We start from the raw sequence: 24,166 nt of genomic DNA on the forward strand, positions 1-24,166 counted from the left end.
GGGTGTGGGCGCTCTGCGCAGCGGGGTAAAGGAGGAGCCCCGGCGAAGCCGGGGCGGGGGACACCCGCGGAGCAGAGCGCCCACACCCTCGCGGCCCGCGAGGTACAACGAACCAAGGGAGCCTCAGACCTCCGCCGCCTCCACCAGAAACCGGACCCGCCGCTGCCCCTGCCACTCATCCGCATCCAACCGGAAAGCGATCTTCACCCGCTGTGGCAGCGGCTCCGTGTGGCCGAACCAGATGCCGTCCACCGGTTCACCCTGGTGCTTGAGCTTCAGCGCCAGGTGCTTCTCGCCCACGAGACGCTGCGACACCACCACCACCTCCTCGCAGAACACCGGTGGCGCGAACCCCTGACCCCACACCTCCTGGTGCAACGTGTCCACCAGATCCGCGCGACGGTACTTCGTGTCCAGCGGGCCGTCCGCCTCCATGCGGCGCTGCAACGTCGCGGCGTCCAGCCACTCGTGCGCCACCTGCTGCAAGGCCGCCTCGAACGTCTCCAGCTGCTCCTCATCGATCGTGCAGCCCGCCGCCATCGCATCGCGCACCAAACCGCAACAACACCCCCGGATGCCGCTTGGCGACCAGGTCGAGCGCATCGCGCAGATGAAAACCCGCGATCGAGCGCCCCGAGCCCTTGAGCTCGTGCTCCTTGCCCTCGGCACCGCTGGCCGCGAACACGAAGGTGGGGCGGTGCAGCTTGTCCTTCAGCCGCGAGGCCACGATGCCCACCACGCCCTCGTGGAAGTCGGGATCGAACACCACCAGCGCCGGTGGCGGCTCCTCGGATTCGTCGAACATCTCCTCGGCCATCTGCAAGGCCTGCTCGCGCATGTCGCCCTCGATCGCCTTGCGCTCGCGGTTGATGCCGTCCAGCGTGCGCGCCAGCTCGTCGGCGCGCAGCGCGTCCTCGGTGGTCAGGCACTCGATGCCCAGCGTCATGTCGGCCAGGCGGCCCGCCGCGTTCAGGCGTGGGCCCAGGGCGAAGCCGAAGTCGAAACCGGTGGCGGCGGCCGGCTTGCGCGCGGCGGCGTTGAACAGCGCCGTCATGCCCGGCGGCATCGCACCCGCGCGCACCCGCTTCAAGCCCTGCGCCACCAGGCGGCGGTTGTTGGCGTCGAGCTTGACCACGTCGGCCACGGTCCCCAGCGCCACCAGCGGCAGCAGGGTGTCGATCTTGGGCTGGTTCTGCGCGGTGAACACACCGCGCTCGCGCAGCTCGGCCCGCAGCGCCAGCAGCACGTAGAACATCACGCCCACCCCCGCGATCGACTTGCTCTCGAAGGCGCAGCCCGGCTGGTTGGGGTTGACGATGATGCAGTCCACCGGCAGGGCGATCTCGCCGTCCTTCAGCGCGGGCAGGTGGTGGTCGGTCACGATCACGTCCAGGCCCAGCTCGCGCGCGGCGCGCACACCGTCCACGCTGGCGATGCCGTTGTCCACCGTCACCAGCACGTCGGCGCCCTGGGCCTTCACGCGCTTCGCGATCGAGGGCGTGAGGCCATAGCCGTCCGTCACGCGGTCGGGCACCAGGTAGTTCACGCGGTCGAAACCCAGGGGCGCGCCCAGCAGGCGCAGGCCGCGCAGGCCGACCGCGCAGGCGGTGGCACCGTCGCAGTCGTAGTCGGCCACGATGCAGATGGATTTGCCTGCGGCCATCGCGTCGGCCAAGGCGCGCGCGGCCTCCTGGGCACCGAGCATCGAGGACGGCGGCAGCAGGCGCGCGAGCGCGTCGTCGAGCTCGTCCTTGCTGGTGATGCCGCGCGCGGCGAACAGGCGCGCCAGCAGGGGATGCAGGCCGCTTTGCTCCAGCGCCCAGGCGGCACGGGGAGGCACGTCGCGGGTGATGATCTTCATAGGGTGTCCAGGGTCTTCCAGGCCGGGGTGGGGCCCAGCAGGTTCTTGATGAGGCGGCCGAGGCGTGCGCCGGCGCCTCGGGGGGCGTTCGTGAAGCGCTGTGCGGCGCGTTCGCCGCACAGGGTGAGGGTGACCGCTTCGCCGCGTTGCGCGCGTTCGCGCCATTCGGCGATGGGGCCGGCATCGAGCGCGGCCCAGGCCTGCCGCCACGCGGCCCAGTCGGCCTGCAGCGCGGCGCGGCGCAACGCATCGGGCTGGGCCGGTGGGGGCTGCGGCGTGATGGGGCGGTCCAGCGCGCCGGCCCCGCTGACCCAGAACCCGTTGACCGGGTGCAGCCGCGCGGCCTCGCGCGCATCGTGCACGGCGTGGGTGTAGAACAGCATCTGCGCCTCGCTCTGCAGGCGCTTGAGCAGCAGGCCCCCGGCCGGGTTGGCCGTGCTTTCGGCCATCCAGGCCTCCACCGAGCGGCCGCTCACGCGGTCCAGGCTGGCGCAGGCGATGCCGCGCAGCGGCTCCCCGCGCGCGTGCCAGCGCGTGGCCGACTGGTAGGTGAGGGTGATGCCGTCTTCAGCGCAATAGGGCGCCAGGGCGTCGAACAGCGCGCGCGAGTGGTCGTCGCTCAGGCCCAATTGATCACCGGGCAACAGCGTCACCTGTTCCATGCCGACCTGAAAGTGGCAGGGCGTGAACCAGGCCTGGGGCGTGTCGGGTTGCGCGTCTTCCATCGCGGCCCAGGGAATCAGGCCGTCGCCGAAGGGGCAGCCGTCGGCGCGCACCAGGCCCAGCGCCTGCGCCAAGGCGCGTTCGTGCGGCGGGCTCAGGCTGTGGTCGTCGCCCGCGTCGGCGTAGACAGGCACCAGTTCGGCCAGCAGCGCGGTGAGCTGGGGCAAGGGCAAACCCGGGAGCGCGGCGCGGCAGGCGGGGTCGCTCGCGCTGGCGAAAGGAACCAGCAGGTGCAGGCGAGGCTCAGAGGCCGGGTAGGGGGCGGGCATGCCGTGATTGTCGGGGATGCCACAATGCCCGCTGCATCCCACCACCAACTGCATGCAAACCCCTTACGAACTCATCCTGGGCTGGCGCTACACCCGCGCCGGCCGCGCCACCCGGCGCAACGGTTTCATCTCCTTCATCTCGGGCGTGTCCATGCTGGGCATCGCGCTGGGCGTGGCCGCGCTCATCATCGTGCTCTCGGTGATGAACGGCTTCCAGAAGGAGGTGCGCGACCGCATGCTGGGCGTGCTCTCGCACATCGAGGTGTTCGAGCCCAGCGGCCAGGCGATCCCCAACCTGGCCGACACGCTGGCCCGCATCGAGCGCCATCCCGAGGTGGTGGGCGCCGCGCCGTTCGTGGGCGCGCAGGCGCTGATCGCGCGCGGCGAGGACATGAAGGGCGCATTGGTGCGCGGCATCGACCCCGCGCTCGAACCCAAGGTGACCGACCTGGCGGCGGAACTGGCCGACACCATGCTGCCGCGCCTGGTGCCCGGCGAGTTCGGCGTCATCCTCGGCGGTGAGCTGGCGCGCAGCCTGGGCGTGATCGCGGGCGACAGCGTCACGCTGATCGCGCCCAACGGCCAGGTGACGCCGGCAGGCGTGGTGCCGCGCATCCGCCAGATGACGGTGGTGGGCACCTTCGATTCGGGCCACTTCGAGTACGACTCGGCCCTGGCCCTGCTGCACCAGGACGACGCCGCGCGCATCTTCCGCGTGGAGGGCCCGACCGGCGTGCGCGTGAAGATCAAGAACCTGCACCAGGCGCGCGAGGTGGCCCTGTCCATCGCCTCCGACCTCGACCCCGGCCTGCTGGTGCGCGACTGGACGCGCCAGAACCGCACCTGGTTCGCGGCCGTGCAGCTCGAGAAACGCATGATGTTCATCATCCTCACGCTGATCGTGGCCGTGGCCGCGTTCAACCTCGTGTCCACGCTGGTGATGACGGTGACCGACAAGCGCGCCGACATCGCCATCCTGCGCACGCTGGGCGCGAGCCCGCAGAGCATCATGGGCGTGTTCATGGTGCAGGGCGCCATGGTGGGCATCATCGGCACCGGCGCGGGCCTGCTGCTCGGCCTGGGCGTGGCCTTCAACATCGACACCCTGGTGCCCGCGCTCGAACGCCTGCTGGGCGCGAGTTTCCTGCCGCAGGACATCTACCTCATCAGCCGCATGCCCAGCGATCCGCAGCAGACCGACATCCTGCCGGTCGCGCTGATTTCGCTGGTGCTGGCCTTCCTGCGCACGATCTACCCGAGCTGGCGCGCCAGCCGCGTGAACCCCGCCGAGGCCTTGCGCTATGAGTGACACCGTTCTCCAGGCCCAGGGCCTCACCAAGCGCTTCCACGAAGGCCGGCTCGACGTCACCGTGCTCAAGGGCGTGGACCTCGCGGTGCGCGCGGGCGAAACCGTGGCCATCGTCGGCGCCTCGGGCTCGGGCAAGAGCACCTTGCTGCACCTGCTCGGCGGGCTGGACGCGCCCACCAGCGGCAGCGTGCAGCTGATGGGGCAGACCCTCTCGGGCCTGAGCGCCACGCAACAAGGCACGCTGCGCAACCGGCACCTGGGCTTCGTCTACCAGTTCCACCACCTGCTGCCCGAATTCAGCGCGCGCGACAACGTGGCGATGCCGCTGTGGATCCGCCGCCTGCCGCGCGCCGAGGCGGCGCAGCAGGCCGAGCAGATGCTCGCGCGCGTGGGCCTGGGCGAGCGCCTGCACCACCGGCCGGCCGAGCTGTCGGGTGGCGAGCGCCAGCGCGTGGCAATCGCGCGCGCGCTGGTGACGCAACCGGCCTGCGTGCTGGCCGACGAACCCACCGGCAACCTGGACCGCAGCACCGCCGAGGGCGTGTTCCAGCTCATGCTGGAACTGGCCCGCGACCAGGGCACGGCCTTTATCGTCGTCACGCACGACGAGGCGCTGGCTGCGCGTTGTGCACGCGTGCTGCGGTTGACCGCAGGCGTTCTGACTTAGGGCTTGGTTCTGCTAAAGCGCAGGGGTTTGTCGAGGCCCTGCACGTGCATCAGCATCGTCCGTCCCTGCACCTCCAGTCGCTGGGCCTTCTGCAGCGCGTCCAGGTAGCGCGTTTCCTGGTCGTTCACCGCTTCGGGGCAGGCCATGCGCGTGCCGCCGAGCTGGCCGATGGCCACGCGGTCCTGCATCAGGGTGTACGAGCCGAAGAAGCGGTTGCACGAGCTGTTGCCGGCCACGCGCCCGGCTTCGGGGAAGGCGAGCGTGGCCTGCACGCGGTCCAGCACGCCGCGCCCGCCCAGGTCTTCCAACAGCCATTCGCTGCCCACCAGCGGGGCGGGCGCGGGGACGCCGGGCAGGGCGCAGGCGCTGAGGGCCAGCAGGGCGGGCACGGCGAGCGAGGCGAGGCGGGTGGTGTGTGACATGGTGATTTCCTTTCTTGCTGGCATTCTTGTGAGCGGGCCGGTGCGCTGGCGCTTGCCGGCACAATGGCCGTTATACCGCCATGTGGATCGACACACACTGCCATCTGGATGCGCCCGAGTTCGGCGCCGACCACGCTCTCGCGATCAGCCTGCGTGAAGTCGCGGCCGCGCGCGGCGTGGGCCGGTGCGTCATTCCCGCTGTGGCGCGCTTCAATTTCGACACCGTGCGCCTGCTCGCGCACCGCCTGGGCGACGCCTATGCGCTGGGCATCCACCCGCTGTGCGTGCCCAAGGCGACGGAAGACGACCTCACGGCCCTGGACGCGGCGCTCACCGATCACCGCGACGATCCCCGCCTCGTCGCGGTGGGTGAGATCGGCCTGGATTTTTTCGTGCCCGAACTCTGCACGCCCGAGATGCGCGAGCGGCAGACCGCCTTCTACCGCGCGCAGCTTCGGCTGGCGCGAAAGCACGGCCTGCCGGTGATCGTGCACGTGCGCCGCAGTGCCGACCTGTTGCTCAAGCATTTGCGTGAACTGCCGGTGGCCGGCATCGCGCACGCCTTCAACGGCAGCGAACAGCAGGCGCAGGCCTTCATCGATCTGGGTTTCAAGCTGGGCTTCGGTGGCGCGAGCACCTTCGAGCCCGCGCGGCAGCTGCGCCGGCTCGCGGCCGAATTGCCCTTGTCGGCGTTGGTGATGGAGACCGATGCGCCGGACATTCCGCCGCAGTGGCTGTACGTGACGGCGGCCGAGCGCGAGGCCGGGCGCGCGCAGGGCCTCAACAGCCCGGCGGAGCTGCCGCGCATCGGGGCGGTGGTGGCGGGTTTGCGGGGCATGCCGGTGGAGGATCTGATGGTGGCGAGCACCGTGAATGCCCTGGTGGCGTTGCCGCGCTTGGGGGCTTTGGCATGAGCCGGTTGCAGGGTCTGGCACCGGTGTTGAGCGCGAACACGCGGGTGTTGGTGCTGGGCAGTTTTCCGGGGGTGGCGTCGTTGCGGGCGCAGCAGTATTACGGCCATCCACAGAACCATTTCTGGAAGATCCTGGGGGCTTTGTGGGCCTTGCCTTTGCCTGCGATGGATTACGCGGGGCGGGTGGCGGCGTTGCGCGAGCACGGGCTGGGGGTGTGGGATGTGTACGGGGCCTGCGAGCGTGAGGGGAGTCTGGACGCCAACATCCTGAATGCGGAGTTGAACGATTTTTCGATGGTGCTGCGTGAGTGCCCGATGCTGGAGGCGATCGCCCACAACGGGGGCGAGAGTTTCCGGCATTCGCGGCACACGGAGAAGCTGGGGGTGCCGGTGTACCGGTTGCCTTCCACGAGTCCGGCGAATGCGAGTTGGAGTTTTGATCGCAAGCTGGCGGCTTGGGCTGAGGTGTTGCGGCGGCATGGGGTGGGGGGGTGAGTTCCTTGTTGGGTTGAGACCTCGCGGGCTCGGAGCGATAGGGCGCTCTGCTCCGCGGGTGTCCCCCGGCGGCTGGTGCCGCCTCCTCCTTTACCCCGCTGCGCAGAACGCCCTATCACTCCGAGCTACCCATTTGCAGGCACTCGACTCTCCCGCATACCAACCCTGCGGTTCACCGGGGGTGGCCGACGCAGCGAAGTAAAGGAGGAGGGGCGGCGAAGCCGCCCCGGGGGACATGAGCGGAGTCGGCCACCCCCGGTGAACCGCAGGGCGCCGCCGGAGAAAAACCCAACCCGACACTGTGTTCATAATCGTCCTCCCAAGGCCAGACACCCAGATGCAGCACTCCCCCCACCCCTCCGAACATTCCCCGCGTGACAGCGAGGGCAAGGCATGAAGGCCGGCGCCAATGCCGCCGCGCGCGCACGGCGCGCGGTCCAGACCCTGCCGGACGTGACCATCTCCGAAGACAGCGAAGTGCGCTTCCTGCACCTGGGCACCGAATGGATCCAGGGCTCGATGCTGCTGGAGTCGCCGTTCGACATCGAACTCGACTACGTCCAGCGCATGATGGCCTGGCTGCTCTTCGTCGATCCGGACTCGGTGCCCAAACGCCGCGCACTGCAGCTGGGCCTGGGCTCCGCCGCACTCACCAAGTTCTGCTTCAAGAAACTGCGCATGGACACCACCGCGATCGAGATCAACCCGCAGGTGGTCGCGGTGTGCCGGCAGTGGTTCAAACTGCCCGCCGACGGGCCGCGCCTGCGCGTGCTGCTCGCCGACGCCGGTGAAGAGATCCGCCGCGCCGACCACGTCGGCGCCTACGACGCGCTGCAGGTGGACCTCTACGACCACGAAGCCGCCGCCCCCGTGCTCGACAGCCCCGACTTCTACGCCGATTGCCGCGCCGCGCTCACCGACGACGGCTGCCTCACCGTCAACCTCTTCGGCCGCGACGCGAGCTACGAGCGCTCGCTGCAAAGCATCTGCGCCGCCTTCGTGTCCGACGCGGTCTGGGCCTTCAAGCCCACGCGCGAAGGCAACACCGTGGTGCTGGCCCAACGCACCGCCGAGCGGCCCACCCGCATGGCCCTGCTGGCGCGCGCGGAAGCGGTGCAGGCGCGCTGGGGTTTACCCGCTGTGAAGTGGCTGCGCCTGTTCAAACCGGTATCCTGATCGACGCATGAAGACCTCGCCGACGCCACCGCAGCAGCAACAGAAGACATTCGATGGCCCGCTCGACTGGCGCAGCCTCGTGGGCTGGCTGCGCGAGGACGGCATCATCTCCGCCGAGGAGGCCGAGCGCACCACCACGCGCTGCGCCTCGGCGCACAGTTCGCAGCACCCGCTGCAGCGCCTGGCGGTGGTGGGCATGTCGCGCAAGGCCGACCAGCACGTGCTCGACGTGGAGATGCTCACGCAATGGCTGGCCCAACGCAGCGGCCTGGAGTACATGCGCATCGACCCGCTGAAGGTGGATGTGGGCAAGGTGGCCGACGTGATGAGCGCCGCCTACGCCGAACGCCACAAGGTGCTGCCGGTGCTGGTGAGCCCGAACGAGGTGGTGGTGGCCACGGCCGAGCCCTTCATCCGCGACTGGGTGCCCGAGGTGGAGCGCCAGACCCGGCGCAGCGTGCGCCTGGTGCTCTCCAGCCCGCAGTCCATCAAGAGCTTCACCGGGGAGTTCTTCGCGCTGGCCAAGTCGGTGCGCGCGGCCAACAAGAGCGGCGCGCCGGGCGGCTTCGGCAGCTTCGAACAGCTGGTGGAGCTGGGCAAGGCGAACAAGCAGCTCGACGCCAACGACCAGGGCGTGGTGCAGGTGGTGGACTGGCTCTGGCAATACGCCTTCGACCAGCGCGCCAGCGACATCCACCTCGAACCCCGGCGCGAGCAGGGTGTGATCCGCTTCCGCATCGACGGCGTGCTGCACCCCGTCTACCAGATGCCCATCGGCGTGATGAACGCGATGACCGCGCGCATCAAGCTGCTGGGCCGCATGGACGTGGTCGAGCGGCGCCGCCCACAGGACGGCCGCATCAAGACCCTGCGCCCGGGCGTGGGCGGCGCGCGCGGCGACGAGGTGGAAATGCGCCTGTCCACCCTGCCCACCGCGTTCGGCGAAAAGCTGGTCATGCGCATCTTCGACCCCGAGTCGACCGTGAAGGACCTCAGCGCCCTGGGCTTCGCCGCGCACGACGCCCAGCGCTGGGAAAGCCTGACCCGGCAACCGCACGGCATCGTGCTGGTGACCGGCCCCACCGGCTCGGGCAAGACCACCACGCTGTACGCCACGCTCAAGCGCCTGGCGCACGGAAGAGGTCAATGTGAGCACGGTGGAAGACCCGATCGAGATGATCGAGCCGGCTTTCAACCAGACCCAGGTGCAACCTCACCTGGACCTCGACTTCGCGCAGGGCCTGCGCTCGCTGATGCGGCAGGACCCGGACATCATCATGGTCGGCGAGGTGCGCGACCTGGCCGACCGCCGAGATGGCGGTGCAGGCCGCGCTCACCGGCCACCTGGTGTTCACCACGCTGCACACCAACGACGCGCCCTCGGCCATCATGCGGCTGATGGAGCTGGGCATTCCGCCTACCTGATCAACGCCACCGTGCTGGGCGTGCTCGCCCAGCGCCTGGTGCGCACGATGTGCCCGGCCTGCCGCAAGCCACAGGACCAGGACGAGACCGCGGCCTCGCGGGCGACGCTGACCGAGCTGGTCAAGCCCTGGCAGGTCAGCGGCAGCTACCGGCCCTACCAGCCGGTGGGCTGCGTGGACTGCCGCATGACCGGCTTCCGAGGCCGCATGGGCCTGTACGAACTGCTGGTGGTCACCGAGGCCTTCAAGGACAAGGTCAGCCGCGAGCCCGTGCTCGACGCGCTGCGCCGGCAGGCCGTGCAGGATGGCATGCGGCCGCTGCGCCTGGCGGGCGCGGCGCGCGTGGCCGAGGGCCTGACCACCATGGACGAGGTGCTGGCCTGCACGCCGCCCGTGCAGTGAGCCGTCCGCGCGGTCACCACGACGCATGATCAAGAACCTGCAGGACTTTCTGGCCGGGCTGCTGTTCCTGGCCCTGGGCGTGGGTTTCGGCTGGGCCGCCTCGCGCCATGCGCTGGGCTCGGCGGCGCAGATGGGCCCGGGGTATGTGCCCCTGCTGCTGGGCCTCGTGCTGGGGCTGCTGGGCCTGCTCATCCTGTTCAAGGCGCTGACCTTCGAGGCCCTGGGCGGCGGGCGCGTGCGGCACTGGGGCTGGGGCCCCTTGCTGCGCCTGCTCGGTGGTCTCTTGTGGCTGGCCTTGTGCAGCGGGCCGGCGCAGTGGCCCTGGATCGGGGCCTGGTTCACTGGCTGGCCCACGCTGGGCCTGGCGGCGGGGGTGTCGGGTCTGGTGCTGGCGGTGGTGCCGGGTGAGCCCGGTGGCGCCAGCGGGCGCGTGTGGCTGTGGGCCATCGCGCTGGCGGCGGTGGTGTGTGCGCTGTGGATCGGCCCCCTGGGGCTGGATCTGCCGCTGTGGCCCACGCGCGCCTTGCGCTGAATACCGCGGGGACGCACGGGCATGGTGGACTTTTCCTGGTGGGACTCGCTGGCGCAGGGCCTGGCCGCGGTGTGGGGCTGGCAGGCGCTGGGCCTGATCGCGCTCGGTGTGCTGGTGGGCAGCGTGTTCGGCGTGCTGCCGGGCCTGGGGCCGGTGGCCGCCATCGCGCTGCTGCTGCCGGCCACGCTGGGCCTGCCCTCGTTGCCCGCGCTGCTGGTGCTGGCAGGCGTCTACTACGGCGCGCAGTACGGGGGCTCGCTGCCGGCCATCGTGCTCGACCAGCCTGGCGAGGCCTCGTCGGTGATGACCAGCCACGACGGGCATCCGATGGCCTTGCAGGGCCGGGCGGGCGTGGCGCTGTCCATGGCGACGATCAGTTCGTTCGCCGCCGGTTGCCTGGCCATCGCGCTGGTGGTCCTGCTCGCGCCGGCGGTGGTGTCACTGGGCCTGCAGTTCGGCGCGGCCGAGCGTTTCCTGCTGCTGGTCGTCGGGCTGGTGGGCGCGACGGTGCTGGCCTCGGGCTCGTTCCTCAAGGCGCTGGCGCATGACGGTGCTGGGCCTGTTGCTCGGCCTGATGGGCTGGGACGTGCACACCGGCACCGCGCGCTTCGTGCCCGAAGGCCTGGAGCCCTGGATGGGGCGCCACCACGGTCTGACCGAAGGCGTGGGCTTCATCGCGCTGGCGCTGGGCTTTTTCGTGGTCGCGCCGGTGGCGGCCGAACTGGCGGGCCTCTCCGCCCTGGCGCCTGCGGCGCCTGTGCGCGAAACGCCCCCGGGCACACCGGTGGTCTCGGGCATGGCGACGCGGCCCACGCGCGAGGAACTCAAGGACGCGCTGCCGGCCCTGCTGCGCGGCACCGGCCTGGGTGCGGTGCTCGGCGTGGTGCCGGGCGGCGGCGCGTTGCTGTCCTCGCTGGCGGCGTACCGGCTGGAGGTCGTGGTCTCGCGCCACCGCACGCCGCCGCTGGGCCAGGGCAACCTGCGCGGCGTGGCCGCGCCCGAGGCCGCCAACAACGCGGGCGCGCAGACCGCCTACCTGCCCATGCTGGCCCTGGGTCTGCCGCCCAACACCGTGATGGCGCTGCTGCTGGGGGCGCTCGGCCTGCACGCCATCGAGCCCGGTCCCTCGGTCATGGGCGTGCAGCCTTCGCTGTTCTGGGGCCTGCTGGTGTCCATGTGGGTGGGCAACCTGCTGTTGCTGCTGCTCAACCTGCCGCTGGCGCGCTGGTGGGCGCCTGTGCTGCTGGGCGTGTTGCGCGTGCCCGCGCCGCGCGCTGCTGGCCGGTCTGCTGGTGGCCGCCGGCCTGGGCGCGCTGGCGCTCGGCCCGCACGGCTGGGGCGTGTGGCTGGTCATCGGGCTGGGCCTGCTGGGCTTCGTGCTGCAGCGCCTGGGCTGCGAGGGCGTGGCGCTGTTGCTGGGCTTCGTGCTCGCCCCGGGCCTGGAAGAGCAACTGCGCCGCACGCTGCGGCTCTCGCGCGGCGACTGGTTCGTGTTCCTGGAGCGGCCGGTCTCCGCCCTGCTGCTGATGGTCGGCGATCCTGCTGCTGCTGGTCGTGGTGCTGCAGCCGCGCCGGCGCGCGCCGGACTGACGCAGCCTGCCATCGCCAAAGACGAAGCCCCGCGCGCCACGGGCCCTTCGCCGCGCCCGGATAATCGGCTGGATGCCCGCCGCGCCTTCCGCTTCCCACCCCTCGCCCCACCTCGCCACCGGCCTGTTGCTGGCCAGCGCGGGCTCCATTGCCTTCAGCGGGAAGGCCATCATCGTCAAGCTGGCCTACCGCCATGGGGTCGATGCGGTCACGCTCATCATGTACCGCATGCTGTTCGCGCTGCCGCTGTTCCTGGCGCTGGCCTGGTGGGCCAGCCACCGGCCCGGCGGCGAGAAACCGGCCCCGCTCACGCGGCGCGACTGGCTGGGCGTGCTCGGCCTGGGCTTCACCGGTTATTACCTCGCGAGTTTCCTGGACTTCTGGGGCCTGCAGTACATCAGCGCGAGCCTGGAGCGCCTGATCCTGTACCTCAACCCCACGCTGGTGCTGTTGCTGGGCTGGGTGGTCTACAAGCGGCGCGTCACCGGCCTGCAGGCTATCGCCATGGCCGTGAGCTATGCCGGCGTGATGCTGGTGTTCGGCCACGAGGCCGGCTTTCAGGGGCCGGATGCGGTGCTGGGCACGGTGCTGGTGTTCGGCAGCGCCGTGAGCTACGCCATCTACCTCGTGTACAGCGGCGAACTCGTCAAGCGGCTGGGCTCGATGCGCCTGGTGGGCCTGGCCACCAGCGTGGCCTGCGTGCTGTGCCTGCTGCAGTTCGTGCTGCTGCGGCCGATGAGTGCGGCCGCCGTGGCACCCGAGGTGATCTGGCTCTCGCTGCTCAACGCCACGCTGTGCACCTTCGCGCCGGTGGTGATGGTGATGATGGCGATCGAGCGCATCGGCGCCGGCCTGTCGGCGCAGACCGGGATGATCGGCCCCATGTCCACCATCGTGATGGGCGTGCTGATCCTCGATGAACCTTTCAACCGCTGGATCGTCGCGGGCACGGTGCTGGTGCTCGGCGGCGTCTTCCTGGTGACGCGCTTTGGCTCGGCACCGAAAAAATAACCTCTGGAGATTCACATGGATTTGGGCATCAAGGGCAAATGGGCGCTGGTGTGCGGCGCGAGCAAGGGCCTGGGCCTGGGCTGCGCGCAGGCGCTCGTGGCCGAGGGCGTCAACGTGGTGCTGGTCGCGCGCGGCGCGGCCGACCTCGACGCGGCGGTGAGCGCGCTGCGCGCTGCGGCACCCGGCGTCAACGTGCTGGGCGTGGCGGCCGACATCACCACGACCGAAGGCCGCGCGGCCGCGCTGTCGGTGGCGGGCGGGCCGGGCAAGGCCTTCGACATCCTGGTCAACAACGCGGGCGGTCCGCCGCCGGGCGATTTCCGCTCGTGGGAGCGCGACGACTGGATCCAGGCGCTGGACGCCAACATGCTCACGCCGATCGAACTCATCAAGGCCGTGGTGGACGGCATGGCGCAACGCGGCTTCGGCCGCATCGTCAACATCACCTCGGGCGCGGTGAAGGCCCCGATCGGCATCCTGGGCCTGTCCAACGGCGCGCGCAGCGGCCTCACGGGTTTCGTGGCCGGTGCCGCGCGCAGCCCGCTGGCCGCGCAGGGCGTGACCATCAACAACCTGCTGCCGGGCGCGTTCGAGACCGACCGCCTCAAGACCACCATGGCCGGTGCTGCCAGCAAGGCGGGCCAGCCGCTGGACGCCGTGATGGACGCGCGCCGCAGCACCATCCCGGCCAAGCGCTTTGCGCACCCGCAGGAGTTCGGCGCGATCTGCGCCTTCCTGTGCAGCGTGCACGCGGGCTACATGACGGGCCAGAACGTGCTGGCCGACGGCGGCGCCTACCCAGGCACGTTCTGAGGCCGCGCGGCACCCCTGCACCAGGCTTGTGCGAGGGTGTCGAAAAGCGGTGAAAACGCACCGCCGAGGCGCATTTTCCGCACCACTTCCATGCGGTTTTTCCGAATGAAAACCGCCGCGGAAAAGTCGTGCGTTGATGCCTCAACTTGTGGGGGTGCCCGTCGATAGTTGGACCACGTTCAACCCTCCTCGATCGCCCCTCATGCCGTCCCTGATCCGAAACCTGCGCCTGGTCCACAAGCTCGTCCTGCTCGGACTCATCGCCGCCTTGCTGGTGGCCGTCCCCCTGACGGCCTATGTGCGCGACGCGCTGGGTGGACTCGCCGCCATCGAGGCCGAGCGCCAGGGCCTGGCGCCTTCGCGCTCGCTGCTGGAGGTGGTGCGCCTGGCGCAGATCCACCGCGGCATGACGGCCACCGTGCTGGGCGGCAAGGCCGATGCCGAGCCCCAGCGCCAGACCCGCGCGGCCGAGGTGCAGCAGGCGGTGCAGCGCTTCGAGGCGCTGCTGGCCAGCGACGTGGACGACGCGCGCATCCGCCGCGACTGGCGGGGCATCGTGGAGCAGTGGCAGTCGCTGTCGCAGGCGGTGGCCGCGCGCGGTGTCACGGGGCCGGAGAGCTTCGCGCGCCACACCGCGATGATCGCGGGCCTGATCGAACTCAACGACCGCGTGTCGGACCACTTCGGCCTGACCTCCGACCCGGACAAGTCCACCTACTTCCTGATCATCGGCACGCTGCAGCAGATGCCGCGCCTGACCGAGATGCTGGGCCAGGCGCGGGCGCGTGGGTCCGCGCTGCTGGTGCGCCAGTCGGCCACGCCGGAAGAGAAGGCGCAGATCGCCAGCCTGGTCGAGCGCGCGCGCGTCGGTGTGCGCGAGCTCGACATCAGCCTGGAGAAGGCGTTCGAACACGACCCCACGCTCAAGACCCGCCTGGCCGCCTCGCATGCGCAGGCGCGCAGCGAATTCGAAGGCGCGCTCAAGCTGGCGCGCGAGCAGATCGTCGAGGCGCCGGTGCTGCAGTACGCCTCGGCCGACTACTTCAAGGCCACGACCACCGCGATCGACGGCATGTACGGCCTGAGCGACCGCGCGACGAAGGAACTGGGTGTGGAGATCGAAAGTCGTTACACCGAACAGCGCGGCGAACTGGGCTGGGTGCTGGGCACCATCGCGGCGCTGCTGGGCGCGGGCGTGGCCTTCGCGATCGTCATCGGCCGCTCGATCACGCGCCCGGCCGAGCTGGCCCGCACGGTGGCGGCCCGCGTGGCCGCCGGCGACCTGAGCCAGGCCGTGCCATCGGGTGGTGGCGACGAGATGGGCCAGTTGCTCCGGGCCATGTCGACCATGCAGGCCGAGCTCACCCGCGTGGTGGGCAGCGTGCGCGGCAACGCCGAGGGCGTGGCCGCGGCCAGCTCGCAGATCGCCCAGGGCAACCACGACCTGTCGGCGCGCACCGAGCAGCAGGCCTCGGCGCTGGAGGAAACCGCCGCCTCGATGGAAGAGCTGAGCTCCACCGTGAAGCTCAACGCCGAGAACGCGCAGCAGGCCAACCGGCTGGCGATCAGCGCCTCCGAAGTGCGCACGCAGGGCGGTGACGCCGTGAGCCGGGTGGTCGACATGATGAAGGGCATCAACGACAGCTCGCGCCAGATCGCCGACATCATCAGCGTGATCGACGGCATCGCCTTCCAGACCAACATCCTCGCGCTCAACGCCGCGGTGGAGGCCGCGCGTGCGGGCGAGCAGGGCCGGGGCTTCGCGGTGGTGGCGGCCGAGGTGCGCAGCCTGGCGCAGCGCAGCGCCGCCGCGGCCAAGGAGATCAAGGGCCTGATCGAAGTGAGCGTGGACCGCGTGGAGCAGGGCACGGCGCTGGTGGACCAGGCCGGCAGCACCATGAGCGAGGTGGTGGGTTCGATCCGCCGCGTGACCGACATCGTGGGCGAGATCAGCGCGGCCAGCCGCGAGCAGAGCGACGGCGTGTCGCAGGTCGGCGAGGCGGTGACGCAGATGGACCAGGCCACGCAGCAGAACGCCGCGCTGGTGGAGGAAAGCGCCGCGGCGGCGCAGAGCCTGAAGTCGCAGGCCGATCAGCTGGTGCAGGCGGTGGCGGCGTTCAGACTCGCCTGATCACTTTCTCGACGAGACCAGGATGCCGCCCACGATCAGCACGAAACCGAGCGCGTGGTAGAGCCGGGGCGGCTCGCCCAGCAGGGTGGCCGAGAGCAGGGCGGCGAACAGCGGCGTGAGGTTGTTGAAGAACGCGGCCAGGGCCGGGCCTACGCGCGCCACGCCCGCGCCCCAGCAGCGGTAGGCCACCAGCGAAGGGCCCACGGCCACGTACACCAGCGCGGCGGCCAGCGGCCAGCCCCACTGGATGGGGTGCTGCCCTTCGGCCAGCGGGGGCAGCGTGAGCCACTCGCCCGCGGCGAACAGGCCCGACCACAGCACGCCCATGACGATCTGCGCGAGCAGGAAGGCGGCCCAGTCGGCCTTGATGTGGGCAGGCTCCGTGCCGGGCTTGGGGCGCACCAGCAGCCAGCTGTACCAGGCCCAGAGCAATGAGGCCAGCAGCATCCAGCCGTCGCCCGGCACCAGCTTCACCGCCAGCAGGTGGTCGAGCTCGCCGTGCGAGAGCACCACCGCCACGCCGGACAGCGAGAGCAGGGCACCCAGGGCCGCGCGCCGGGAGATGGCCAGCGCCATAGAAGATCCGGCCCAGCAGCAGCATCCACACCGGCATGCTGGCCGCGACGAGCGTCACGTTCATCGGGGTGGAGGTCTTCAGGGCCACGTACTGGAAGGCGTTGTAGCAGCCCACGCCCAGCAGGCCCAGCAGGGCGAAGCGCCGCCAGTGCGGCCACAGGCCGTCGGGGCCCGGGCGCAGAACCCGGCCGGCGAACGGCAGCAACAGCAGGAAGGCCAGGGTCCAGCGCAGGAAGTTCAGCGTGACCGGCGGCACCACACCCTGCATCATGCGGCCGACCACCGCATTGCCCGCCCACATCAAGGGCGGAATGACGAGCAGCAGAAGGGTGGTGGGGCTGAGACGGGCACTGGCGTTCTGGGACATGGCCCGCACTGTACCCGCGAGCCCATGACCGGCGAGGGCCTGGGGGTGATGCGAAGCGGCATCGGCAGGGCGGGCGTTTCGTGGCAGCATGGCCGCTTTCGAACCCCGAGGAGAAACCGAGATGAGCGAACAGACCAGCCGCGCCGTGCGCATCCATGCCGTGGGCGGCCCCGAGCAACTGGTGATCGACACCGTGAGCGTGGGCGAACCCGGGCCTGGCCAGGTGCGCATCCGGCACCACGCCATCGGCCTGAACTTCATCGACGTGTACCAGCGCACCGGCCTGTACCCCTTCCCCCTGCCGCTGGCGCTGGGCATGGAAGGCGCGGGCGTGGTCGAGGCGGTGGGCGAGGGCGTGACGCACCTGAAAGCGGGGGACCGCGCGGCCTATGCCGCCAACCCGCCCGGCAGCTACAGCGATGTGCGCGTGATGCCGGCCATGAACGTCTGCCGGCTGCCCGATGCGATCGACTTCGAGACCGGCGCGGCCATGATGCTCAAGGGCCTGACCGCGCAGTACCTGCTCAAGCGCTGCCGCCCCGTCGAGGGGCTGGAGGCGGGTGATTTCGTGCTGTTCCATGCCGCCGCCGGTGGCGTGGGCCTGATCGCGAGCCAGTGGGCGAAGTCGCTCGGCCTGCAGCTGATCGGCACCGCGGGGTCCGACGAGAAGTGCGCGCTGGCCCTGGCGCACGGCGCGGCCCACGCCATCAACTACCGCACCGAGGATTTCGCGGCGCGCGTCAAGGACATCACCAACGGCCAGGGCGTGAAGGTGGTCTACGACTCGGTGGGCAAGGACACCTTTGAAAAATCGCTGGACTGCCTGCGCCCCTTCGGCCTGATGGTGAGCTTCGGCAACGCCTCGGGCCCGGTGCCGCCGTTCGCGCCCGGCCTCCTGGCGGCCAAGGGCTCGCTCTACGTGACGCGCCAGACCCTGTTCGCCCACATCACCAGCCGCGAGCGCACCCAGGCCATGGCCGACGACCTGTTCGCGGTGGTGGAGGGTGGCAAGGTGAAGGTGCGCATCGACCAGCGCTTCGAGTTGACCGATGTGCAGGCCGCGCACAAGAGCCTGGAGGCGCGCGCCACCACCGGCTGCACGGTGCTGCTGCCGTAAAAAAAGCGGCCTGGGCCGCTTTTTTCGTCAGGCCGGTTGCGCCACCTTGGGCGCGACCTCGGCCAGGGCCCGTTCCAGGTGCTGGAGCGTGGCCGGCACGTCGTGCCATTTGTCCAGGCCGAACAGGCCGATGCGGAAGGTCTTGAAGTCCGGGCCTTCGTCGCACTGCAGCGGCACGCCGGCCGCGGTCTGCAGGCCTTGCGCGAGGAATTTCTTGCTCGACTGGATGTCGGGGTCGGTGGTGTGGCTCACCACCACGCCCGGCGCCTGGAAGCCGGCCGCGGCCACGCTGGGGAAGCCGTGGCGCACCAGCAGCGCGCGCACCTGCGCGCCCAGCGCCACCTGCTCCTGCCGCACGCGCTCGAAGCCGTAGGCCTCGGTTTCCTTCATGGTCTCGCGCAGGCGGGTGAGCGCGTCGGTGGGCAGGGTGGTGTGGTACGCGTGGCCGCCGCCTTCGTAGGTTTCCATGATCTGCAGCCACTTCTTGAGGTCCATCGCGAAGGTGGTGCTCTGCGTGGCGTCGATGGCGCTGCGGGCGCGTTCGCTGAGCATCACCATGGCGCAGCAGGGCGAGCTGCTCCAGCCCTTCTGCGGGGCCGAGATGAGGAGGTCGACGCCGGTGGCCTTCATGTCCACCCACATCGCGCCGGAGGCGATGCAGTCGAGCACGAACAGGCCGCCCACGGCGTGCACCGCATCGGCCACGGCCTCGAGGTAGTCGTCGGGCAGGATCATGCCGGCGGCGGTTTCCACGTGCGGGGCGAACACCAGGGCCGGTTTTTCGCGCGCGATGGTGCGCCACCACCTCGTCGATCGGCGCGGGCGCCCAGGGGGCCTGCGCGCCGTCGCCGGTGCGCCGTGCCTTCATCACGGTGTGGCTGGCGGGGATGCCGCCCATGTCGAAGATCTGCGTCCAGCGGTAGCTGAACCAGCCGTTGCGGATCACCAGCACATGTTTGCCGTGCGCGAACTGGCGCGCCACCGATTCCATGCCGAAGGTGCCGCTGCCGGGCACCAGCACGGCCGAGTGCGCGCCGTAGACGCGCTTGAGCATGGCCGAGATGTCGGTCATCACGCCCTGGAAACGCTTGGACATGTGGTTGAGCGCGCGATCGGTGTAGACGACCGAGAACTCGAGCAGACCGTCGGGGTCGATGTGGGGCAGCAGTCCGGGCATGTTGTCTCCTGTGTCGGGCGCAAAAACGGAGAGCCAGCGTAGCACAGCCCTCCCAGGCTTGCACCCGTACGGATGCTCAGAGCCGGCTGGCGTGCGACGGTGGGGTGGGTTCGCGCAGGCGGCTGGGGGCCAGCACGCCGGCGCTGTCCAGGATGGGGTAGGCGATCGAGCAGATGTGCGAGTTGATGCGTTTCAAGTCGCTGATCAGGTCCAGGTGCAGCGAGCTGGTGTCCATGCTCTGCGGGGTCATGCCGGAGAGCCGGTCCAGGTGGGTGGCGGCGTACTCGCGTTCCATGTCGCGAAAGCGCACCTTCTCTTCCACCAGCTTCTGCGCGTCGCGCACGTTGCCGTTGAGGAACACGCTCATGCCCAGGCGCAGGTTGTCGAGCAGACGCGCGTGCAGTTCGGTGATCTCGGCCATGCCGGCCTCGGAGAAGCTGCGGCCCTTGCGGATCTTCTTGTCCTCGATGTCCAGCAGCACGCGCTCGACGGTGTCGCCGATCTGCTCCATGTTGATGGTGAAGCTGATGATGTCGGTCCAGCGCCGGCTCTCGGCCTCGCTGAGCTGCTGGCGCGAGATCTTGGTGAGGTAGTACTTGATCGAGGAGTAGAGGTTGTCGACGGTGTCGTCGAGCTTGCGCAGGTCCTGCGAGAGCTTGGCGTCGTTGTTGCGGATCACGGTGACCACGCCGCGCAGCATGGTCTCGACCACGTCGGCCTGGTGCATGGCCTCGCGCGCGGCGCAGGAGATGGCCAGCGAGGGCGTCGCCAGGGCCGAGGGGTCGAGGTGGTTGGGCCGGTCCAGCGGGCTCTTGTCCTTCTTCAGCGGCAGCAGGCGGTTGACCATGCGGGCGACCGGCTTGGTCAGGCCGATGAAGACCGCGCCGACCATCAGGTTGAAGCTCAGGTGGAACAGCACGGTGAGCGTGGCCGGGTCCTGCACCAGCGGCTGCATGACCTGCAGCCACAGGGGAATGAGCCAGATCGCGATGCGCAACGCCCAGCACCTTGAACAGCAGGTTGCCCAGCGGCACCTGGCGGGTGCTGATGCCGGACTTGGCGGTGGTGATCACGGCCAGCAGCCCGCTGCCCAGGTTGGCGCCGAGCACGATGCCCAGGGCCACGTCCAGCCCGACCACCTGCAGCGCCAGGGAGGACGCCAGCAGCACCACCGCGAGGCTGGAGTAGGCCACCACGGCCAGCGCGGCGCCCAGCAGGATCTCCAGCAGCAGGTCGCTGGTGAGCGATTCCAGCATCAGCTGCACGGCGGGGTTCTGCGTCAGCACGCTGGTGGCGGCCGAAATGAGCCGCAGGGCCAGCAGCATCAGGCCCAGGCCGATCAGCACGCGGCCGAAGTCGCCCACCGGCGTGCCTTGGCGCGAGATGAACAGCGTGACGCCCAGGAAGATGAACAGCGGCGAGAGCCAGGACAGGTCGAAGGAGAACACCACCGCCATCAGGCTGGTGCCGATGTCGGCGCCCAACATCACCGCCAGGGCGGCGGGCAGCGCGATCAGGCCGCGGCCCACGAAGGAGGCGGTGATCAGCGCGGTGGCGGTGCTGGATTGCACCAGGGCGGTCACGCCCAGGCCGGAGAGGGCGGCGGTGAAGCGGTTGCCCATGCTCGCGGCGAGGAACTGCCGCAGGTTGCTGCCGAAGACGCGCAGCACGCCGGCCCGCACCAGGTGGGTGCCCCAAACCAGCAAGGCAATGGCCGCGAGAAGGTCCAGCAGATGTTTCATGAACCTCAAAACTATACGCCCCGGGGCGAAGCCCCGTGGGCGGTGCGGACTCGCGGGGCCGCGCGGGGGGTCAGCGGCGGCGGCGCACGCGCAGGATCTCGTCCAGGATCAGGGCCGCGGCACCGACCGAAATCGCGATGTCCGCGAGGTTGAACGAGGGGAAATGTCCGCCCGGGAACAGGCCGGCCAGGAAGGACCAGTGGAAGTCGAGAAAGTCCACCACGTAGCCGTGCCACAGGCGGTCGATCACGTTGCCCAGGGCGCCGCCCAGGATGCACGACAGCGCGAACGCGAACAGCTTCTGGCCCGGGTGCGAGCGCAGCATCCAGACGATGAAGACCGCCGCGCCCACGCCCACGGCGGTGAAGAACCAGCGCTGCCAGCCCCCGGCGCCTGCCAGGAACGAAAACGCCGCGCCCGTGTTGTGCACGCGCACGAGGTTGAAGAAGCTGGTGACGTGCGTGCTGTCGCCCAGCTGGTACACCGCCAGGATCCACTGCTTGGTGAGCTGGTCGGCCACCAGCAGGGCGGCCGCCAGGCCGAGCCAGGGCCAGAGGTGGCTGTTGGGGCTGTTGTTCGACATCAGGCCACCGTGCGCGGCTCGCCCGCGCCGAACAGGTTGCTGGTGCAGCGGCCGCACAGCGTGGGGTGCGCGGCGTCCGTGCCCACGTCGTCGCGGTAGTGCCAGCAGCGCTCGCACTTGGTGGCGCTGGACGGCACGACCTGCACCGACAGCTCGTCGCCGGCCAGCAGTTCCACGGCCGAGACGATCAGCGCGAACCTCAGGTCATCGCCCAGCGAGGCCAGCAGGGCATGGTCATCGGCCGGGGCGGTGAGGCGCACGTTGGCTTGCAGCGAGGAGCCCACCTGGCCGGCGGTGCGCACGGTCTCGATCTCCTTGTTCACCAGGTTGCGCACTTCGCACAGGCGCGTCCACTTGGCCAGCAGCGCCTCGTCGGCGTTGGGCAGCTGGGCGTAGGTCTCGAAGAAGATCGAGCCCTGGTTCTGCGCACCCGCGAGCACCGGCCAGGCCTCTTCGGCGGTGAAGCTCATGAACGGCGCCATCCAGCGCAGCATGGCGTGGGTGATCTGGTGCAGCGCGGTCTGGGCGCTGCGCCGCGCCAGGCTCTTGGGTGCGGTGGTGTAGAGCCGGTCCTTGAGCACGTCGAGGTAGAACGCGCCCAGGTCTTCCGAGCAGTACACCTGCAGCTTCGCCACCACGGGGTGGAACTCGTACACGTCGTAGTGCGCCAGCACCTCGGCCTGGAACTGCGCCGCGCGCGCGAGCGCGTAGCGGTCGATCTCCAGCATCTGGTCCAGCGGCACGGCGTCGGTGGCCGGGTCGAAGTCGCTCACGTTGGCGAGCAGGAAGCGCAGCGTGTTGCGGATGCGGCGGTAGGCGTCGACCACGCGGGCGAGGATCTTGTCGTCGCCGGCGATGTCGCCCGAGTAGTCGCTCGCGGCCACCCACAGGCGGATGATCTCGGCGCCCAGCTTCTTGGTCACCTCCTGCGGGTCGATGCCGTTGCCGAGCGACTTGCTCATCTTGCGGCCCTGGCTGTCCACGGTGAAGCCGTGGGTGAGCAGGCCTCGGTAGGGCGCGCGGTCGTGCAGGGCGCAGCCCAGCAGCAGCGAGGAATGGAACCAGCCCCGGTGCTGGTCGTGGCCTTCGAGGTACAGATCGGCCTCGGGTCCTTGCGAGTGGAAGGCGCCATTGACGTAGGCCTTGGCGTGGCTGCCGCGCAGCACGTGCTGGAAGGTCGAGCCGGAGTCGAACCAGACCTCCAGGATGTCCTGGCTCTTGGTGTAGTTCGGCGCGTCCTGCGCGCCCAGGATGTCCTCGGCCGTCACGCGGCTCCAGGCCTCGATGCCGCCCTTCTCGACGATGTCGGCCGCCTGGTCGAGGATCTCCATGGTGCGCGGGTGCAGCTCACCCGAGTCCTTGTGCAGGAAGAAGGGGATGGGCACGCCCCAGCTGCGCTGGCGCGAGATGCACCAGTCGGGCCGGTTGGCGATCATGTCGTGCAGGCGCGCCTTGCCGTTCTCCGGGAAGAAGTGGGTGTGCTCGATCGCGTCCAGCGCGGTCTGGCGCAGGGTGCGCGGCGCCTTGTCCTTGGTGAACACGCCCTCGCCCTCGTCCATGCGGATGAACCACTGCGCGGCGGCGCGGTAGATCACCGGTGTCTTGTGGCGCCAGCAGTGCGGGTAGCTGTGGGTGATGGGCTGGGTCGCCATGAGGCGGCCGGCGTTCTTCAGCGCCTCCAGGATGGCCGGCACGGCCTTCCAGATGTGCTGGCCGCCGAACAGCGGGAAGTCGGCCGCGTAGGTGCCGTTGCCCTGCACCGGGTTGAGGATGTCGTCGTAGGCCAGGCCGTGCGACACGCAGGAGTTGAAGTCATCCACGCCGTAGGCCGGGGCCGAGTGCACGATGCCGGTGCCGTCGCTGTCGCTCACGTAGTCGGCCAGGTACAGCGGCGAGAGGCGGCGGTAGCCGGCGTCCACGTCGTACAGGGGGTGGCGGAAGCTCAGGTCGCGCAGGGCCTCGCCGGGGGCGGTGGCGATCACCTGGCCTTCGAGCTGGAAGCGCTCCAGGCATTTCTCGACCAGCGACTCGGCCAGCAGCAGCACGCCGCGCGGCGTGTCGACCAGCGCGTAGCCCAGGGCCGGGTGGGCGTTGAGCGCCTGGTTGGCCGGGATGGTCCAGGCGGTGGTGGTCCAGATGACGGCGAAGCCGGTCTTGCCGGCCGGCAGCGCGGCCAGGCCGAAGGCCTTGGCGAGCGCGGCCGGGTCGTTGGCTTCGAAGGCCACGTCCAGCGTGTCGCTCTTCTTGTCGGCGTACTCGATCTCGAACTCGGCCAGCGAGGAGCCGCAGTCGAAGCACCAGTACACGGGCTTGAGGCCTCGGTAGACGAAACCGCGCTCGATCACGCGCTTGAAGGCGCGGATCTCGCCCGCCTCGTTGGCCGGGTCCATGGTGCGGTAGGGGCGCTCCCAGTCACCGAGGATGCCCAGGCGCTTGAAGTCTTCGCGCTGCAGGCCGATCTGCTCGGTGGCATAGGCGCGGCTCTTGGCCTGCATGTCGTCGCGGCTGAGGTTGCGGCCGTGTTTTTCTCGATCGCGTTCTCGATCGGCAGGCCGTGGCAGTCCCAGCCCGGGATGTACTGGGCGTCGAAGCCGGCCAGCTGGCGGCTTTTGACGATCATGTCCTTGAGCACCTTGTTGACGGCGTGGCCCATGTGGATCTGGCCGTTGGCGTAGGGCGGGCCGTCGTGCAGCACGAACAGCGCCGCGCCTTCGCGGGCGTCGCGCAGGCGCTTGTAGAGGCCTTCCTGGTTCCAGCTGTTCACCCAGCCCGGCTCGCGCTTGGGCAGGTCGCCGCGCATGGGGAAGGGGGTGTCGGGCAGGTTGAGGGTGCTGCGGTAGTCGGTGGGGGTGTCGGACATGACGGG

14 protein-coding genes and 7 pseudogenes are annotated in these 24,166 nt (G+C 70.0%); 12 read left to right on the forward strand and 9 right to left on the reverse strand.

Annotation, left to right across the window (positions count from 1 at the left end; all coding sequences use genetic code 11):
- Positions 1-123: 123 nt before the first annotated feature.
- A pseudogene (gene recJ / locus ACFJGX_RS10520) lies at positions 124-1,861 on the reverse strand (single-stranded-DNA-specific exonuclease RecJ).
- Positions 1,858-2,853, reverse strand: coding sequence for a phosphoglycerate mutase (locus tag ACFJGX_RS10525; RefSeq protein ID WP_382321492.1), 996 nt, complete (start codon positions 2,851-2,853; stop codon positions 1,858-1,860). Before ACFJGX_RS10525 ends, recJ begins: the two are co-directional and overlap by 4 nt.
- Positions 2,854-2,905: 52 nt before the next feature.
- Between ACFJGX_RS10525 and ACFJGX_RS10530 the strand changes: the two genes are divergently transcribed.
- Positions 2,906-4,162 carry a lipoprotein-releasing ABC transporter permease subunit gene (locus ACFJGX_RS10530; protein WP_382321490.1) on the forward strand — a complete coding sequence of 419 codons (1,257 nt, stop codon included), beginning with the start codon at positions 2,906-2,908 and terminating at the stop codon, positions 4,160-4,162.
- Positions 4,155-4,829, forward strand: a complete 675-nt coding sequence (gene lolD / locus ACFJGX_RS10535) for a lipoprotein-releasing ABC transporter ATP-binding protein LolD (protein WP_382321488.1) — start codon at positions 4,155-4,157, stop codon at positions 4,827-4,829. The genes ACFJGX_RS10530 and lolD overlap by 8 nt, the downstream gene beginning before the upstream one ends.
- Here the strand turns inward: lolD and ACFJGX_RS10540 are convergent.
- On the reverse strand, positions 4,826-5,251 hold the full coding sequence (locus ACFJGX_RS10540) for an META domain-containing protein (RefSeq protein ID WP_382321485.1): 426 nt from the start codon (positions 5,249-5,251) through the stop codon (positions 4,826-4,828). The two genes, lolD and ACFJGX_RS10540, sit on opposite strands and share 4 nt — an antisense overlap.
- Positions 5,252-5,331: 80 nt before the next feature.
- On the opposite strand from ACFJGX_RS10540, the gene ACFJGX_RS10545 reads away from it, so the two are divergent.
- The 9 genes and pseudogenes from ACFJGX_RS10545 to ACFJGX_RS10585 all read left to right on the forward strand — a co-directional run bounded on the left by ACFJGX_RS10545 (position 5,332) and on the right by ACFJGX_RS10585 (position 15,738).
- A complete protein-coding gene (locus tag ACFJGX_RS10545) occupies positions 5,332-6,165 on the forward strand; it encodes a TatD family hydrolase (RefSeq protein WP_382321482.1) in 834 nt (277 codons plus the stop codon).
- A complete protein-coding gene (locus tag ACFJGX_RS10550; RefSeq protein ID WP_382321480.1) occupies positions 6,162-6,659 on the forward strand; it encodes a DNA-deoxyinosine glycosylase in 498 nt (165 codons plus the stop codon). The genes ACFJGX_RS10545 and ACFJGX_RS10550 overlap by 4 nt, the downstream gene beginning before the upstream one ends.
- A gap of 393 nt (positions 6,660-7,052) precedes the next feature.
- Positions 7,053-7,835 (forward strand): spermidine synthase, encoded by a 783-nt coding sequence (locus ACFJGX_RS10555; RefSeq protein WP_382321478.1) that lies wholly within the window; start codon positions 7,053-7,055, stop codon positions 7,833-7,835.
- 7 nt (positions 7,836-7,842) lie between these two features.
- Positions 7,843-9,661 (forward strand): annotated as a pseudogene (locus ACFJGX_RS10560) (GspE/PulE family protein).
- Positions 9,662-9,686: 25 nt separating this feature from the next.
- The gene (locus ACFJGX_RS10565; RefSeq protein ID WP_382321476.1) at positions 9,687-10,193 is read left to right on the forward strand and encodes a hypothetical protein; all 507 of its coding nucleotides are present in this window, start codon (positions 9,687-9,689) and stop codon (positions 10,191-10,193) included.
- A 21-nt stretch (positions 10,194-10,214) separates the two neighbouring features.
- Positions 10,215-11,783 (forward strand): annotated as a pseudogene (locus tag ACFJGX_RS10570) (tripartite tricarboxylate transporter permease).
- Positions 11,784-11,855: 72 nt separating this feature from the next.
- Positions 11,856-12,794, forward strand: a complete 939-nt coding sequence (locus ACFJGX_RS10575) for a DMT family transporter (RefSeq protein ID WP_382328351.1) — start codon at positions 11,856-11,858, stop codon at positions 12,792-12,794.
- A gap of 15 nt (positions 12,795-12,809) precedes the next feature.
- Complete coding sequence (locus ACFJGX_RS10580; RefSeq protein ID WP_382328353.1) at positions 12,810-13,607, forward strand: SDR family oxidoreductase; 798 nt, start codon at positions 12,810-12,812, stop codon at positions 13,605-13,607.
- 202 nt (positions 13,608-13,809) lie between these two features.
- A complete protein-coding gene (locus ACFJGX_RS10585; protein ID WP_382328355.1) occupies positions 13,810-15,738 on the forward strand; it encodes a methyl-accepting chemotaxis protein in 1,929 nt (642 codons plus the stop codon).
- Here the strand turns inward: ACFJGX_RS10585 and ACFJGX_RS10590 are convergent.
- Positions 15,739-16,681, reverse strand: a pseudogene (locus ACFJGX_RS10590) (DMT family transporter).
- Positions 16,682-16,802: 121 nt separating this feature from the next.
- On the opposite strand from ACFJGX_RS10590, the gene ACFJGX_RS10595 reads away from it, so the two are divergent.
- The gene (locus ACFJGX_RS10595; RefSeq protein ID WP_382321472.1) at positions 16,803-17,798 is read left to right on the forward strand and encodes a quinone oxidoreductase family protein; all 996 of its coding nucleotides are present in this window, start codon (positions 16,803-16,805) and stop codon (positions 17,796-17,798) included.
- A 27-nt stretch (positions 17,799-17,825) separates the two neighbouring features.
- Here ACFJGX_RS10595 and ACFJGX_RS10600 read toward each other — a convergent pair.
- The 5 genes and pseudogenes from ACFJGX_RS10600 to ileS form a co-directional block, all read right to left on the reverse strand.
- Positions 17,826-18,975 (reverse strand): annotated as a pseudogene (locus ACFJGX_RS10600) (aminotransferase class V-fold PLP-dependent enzyme).
- A gap of 76 nt (positions 18,976-19,051) precedes the next feature.
- A pseudogene (locus ACFJGX_RS10605) lies at positions 19,052-20,717 on the reverse strand (Na/Pi cotransporter family protein).
- A 70-nt stretch (positions 20,718-20,787) separates the two neighbouring features.
- A complete protein-coding gene (lspA, locus tag ACFJGX_RS10610) occupies positions 20,788-21,300 on the reverse strand; it encodes a signal peptidase II (RefSeq protein ID WP_382321468.1) in 513 nt (170 codons plus the stop codon).
- Positions 21,300-21,635: a zinc finger domain-containing protein gene (locus ACFJGX_RS10615; protein WP_382328665.1), complete on the reverse strand. Its 336-nt coding sequence runs from the start codon at positions 21,633-21,635 to the stop codon at positions 21,300-21,302. Before ACFJGX_RS10615 ends, lspA begins: the two co-directional genes overlap by 1 nt.
- Positions 21,612-24,160, reverse strand: a pseudogene (gene ileS, locus ACFJGX_RS10620) (isoleucine--tRNA ligase); the annotation flags it as partial. The pseudogene ileS and the gene ACFJGX_RS10615, both read right to left, overlap by 24 nt.
- Positions 24,161-24,166: the final 6 nt, after the last annotated feature.

It is taken from the genome of Hydrogenophaga sp. UC242_50 (genome assembly GCF_042697355.1).
Classification (GTDB): Bacteria; Pseudomonadota; Gammaproteobacteria; order Burkholderiales; family Burkholderiaceae_C; genus Hydrogenophaga.

Coding starts and splice junctions, on each gene's coding strand:
- ACFJGX_RS10565 (WP_382321476.1), top strand. CDS start 9,687: ATGATCAAGAACCTGCAGGACTTTCTGGCCGGGCTGCTGTTCCTGGCC.
- ACFJGX_RS10545 (WP_382321482.1), top strand. CDS start 5,332: ATGTGGATCGACACACACTGCCATCTGGATGCGCCCGAGTTCGGCGCC.
- ACFJGX_RS10575 (WP_382328351.1), top strand. CDS start 11,856: ATGCCCGCCGCGCCTTCCGCTTCCCACCCCTCGCCCCACCTCGCCACC.
- ACFJGX_RS10595 (WP_382321472.1), top strand. CDS start 16,803: ATGAGCGAACAGACCAGCCGCGCCGTGCGCATCCATGCCGTGGGCGGC.
- ACFJGX_RS10530 (WP_382321490.1), top strand. CDS start 2,906: ATGCAAACCCCTTACGAACTCATCCTGGGCTGGCGCTACACCCGCGCC.
- ACFJGX_RS10580 (WP_382328353.1), top strand. CDS start 12,810: ATGGATTTGGGCATCAAGGGCAAATGGGCGCTGGTGTGCGGCGCGAGC.
- ACFJGX_RS10540 (WP_382321485.1), bottom strand. CDS start 5,251: ATGTCACACACCACCCGCCTCGCCTCGCTCGCCGTGCCCGCCCTGCTG.
- ACFJGX_RS10550 (WP_382321480.1), top strand. CDS start 6,162: ATGAGCCGGTTGCAGGGTCTGGCACCGGTGTTGAGCGCGAACACGCGG.
- lspA (WP_382321468.1), bottom strand. CDS start 21,300: ATGTCGAACAACAGCCCCAACAGCCACCTCTGGCCCTGGCTCGGCCTG.
- ACFJGX_RS10555 (WP_382321478.1), top strand. CDS start 7,053: ATGAAGGCCGGCGCCAATGCCGCCGCGCGCGCACGGCGCGCGGTCCAG.
- lolD (WP_382321488.1), top strand. CDS start 4,155: ATGAGTGACACCGTTCTCCAGGCCCAGGGCCTCACCAAGCGCTTCCAC.
- ACFJGX_RS10525 (WP_382321492.1), bottom strand. CDS start 2,853: ATGCCCGCCCCCTACCCGGCCTCTGAGCCTCGCCTGCACCTGCTGGTT.
- ACFJGX_RS10585 (WP_382328355.1), top strand. CDS start 13,810: ATGCCGTCCCTGATCCGAAACCTGCGCCTGGTCCACAAGCTCGTCCTG.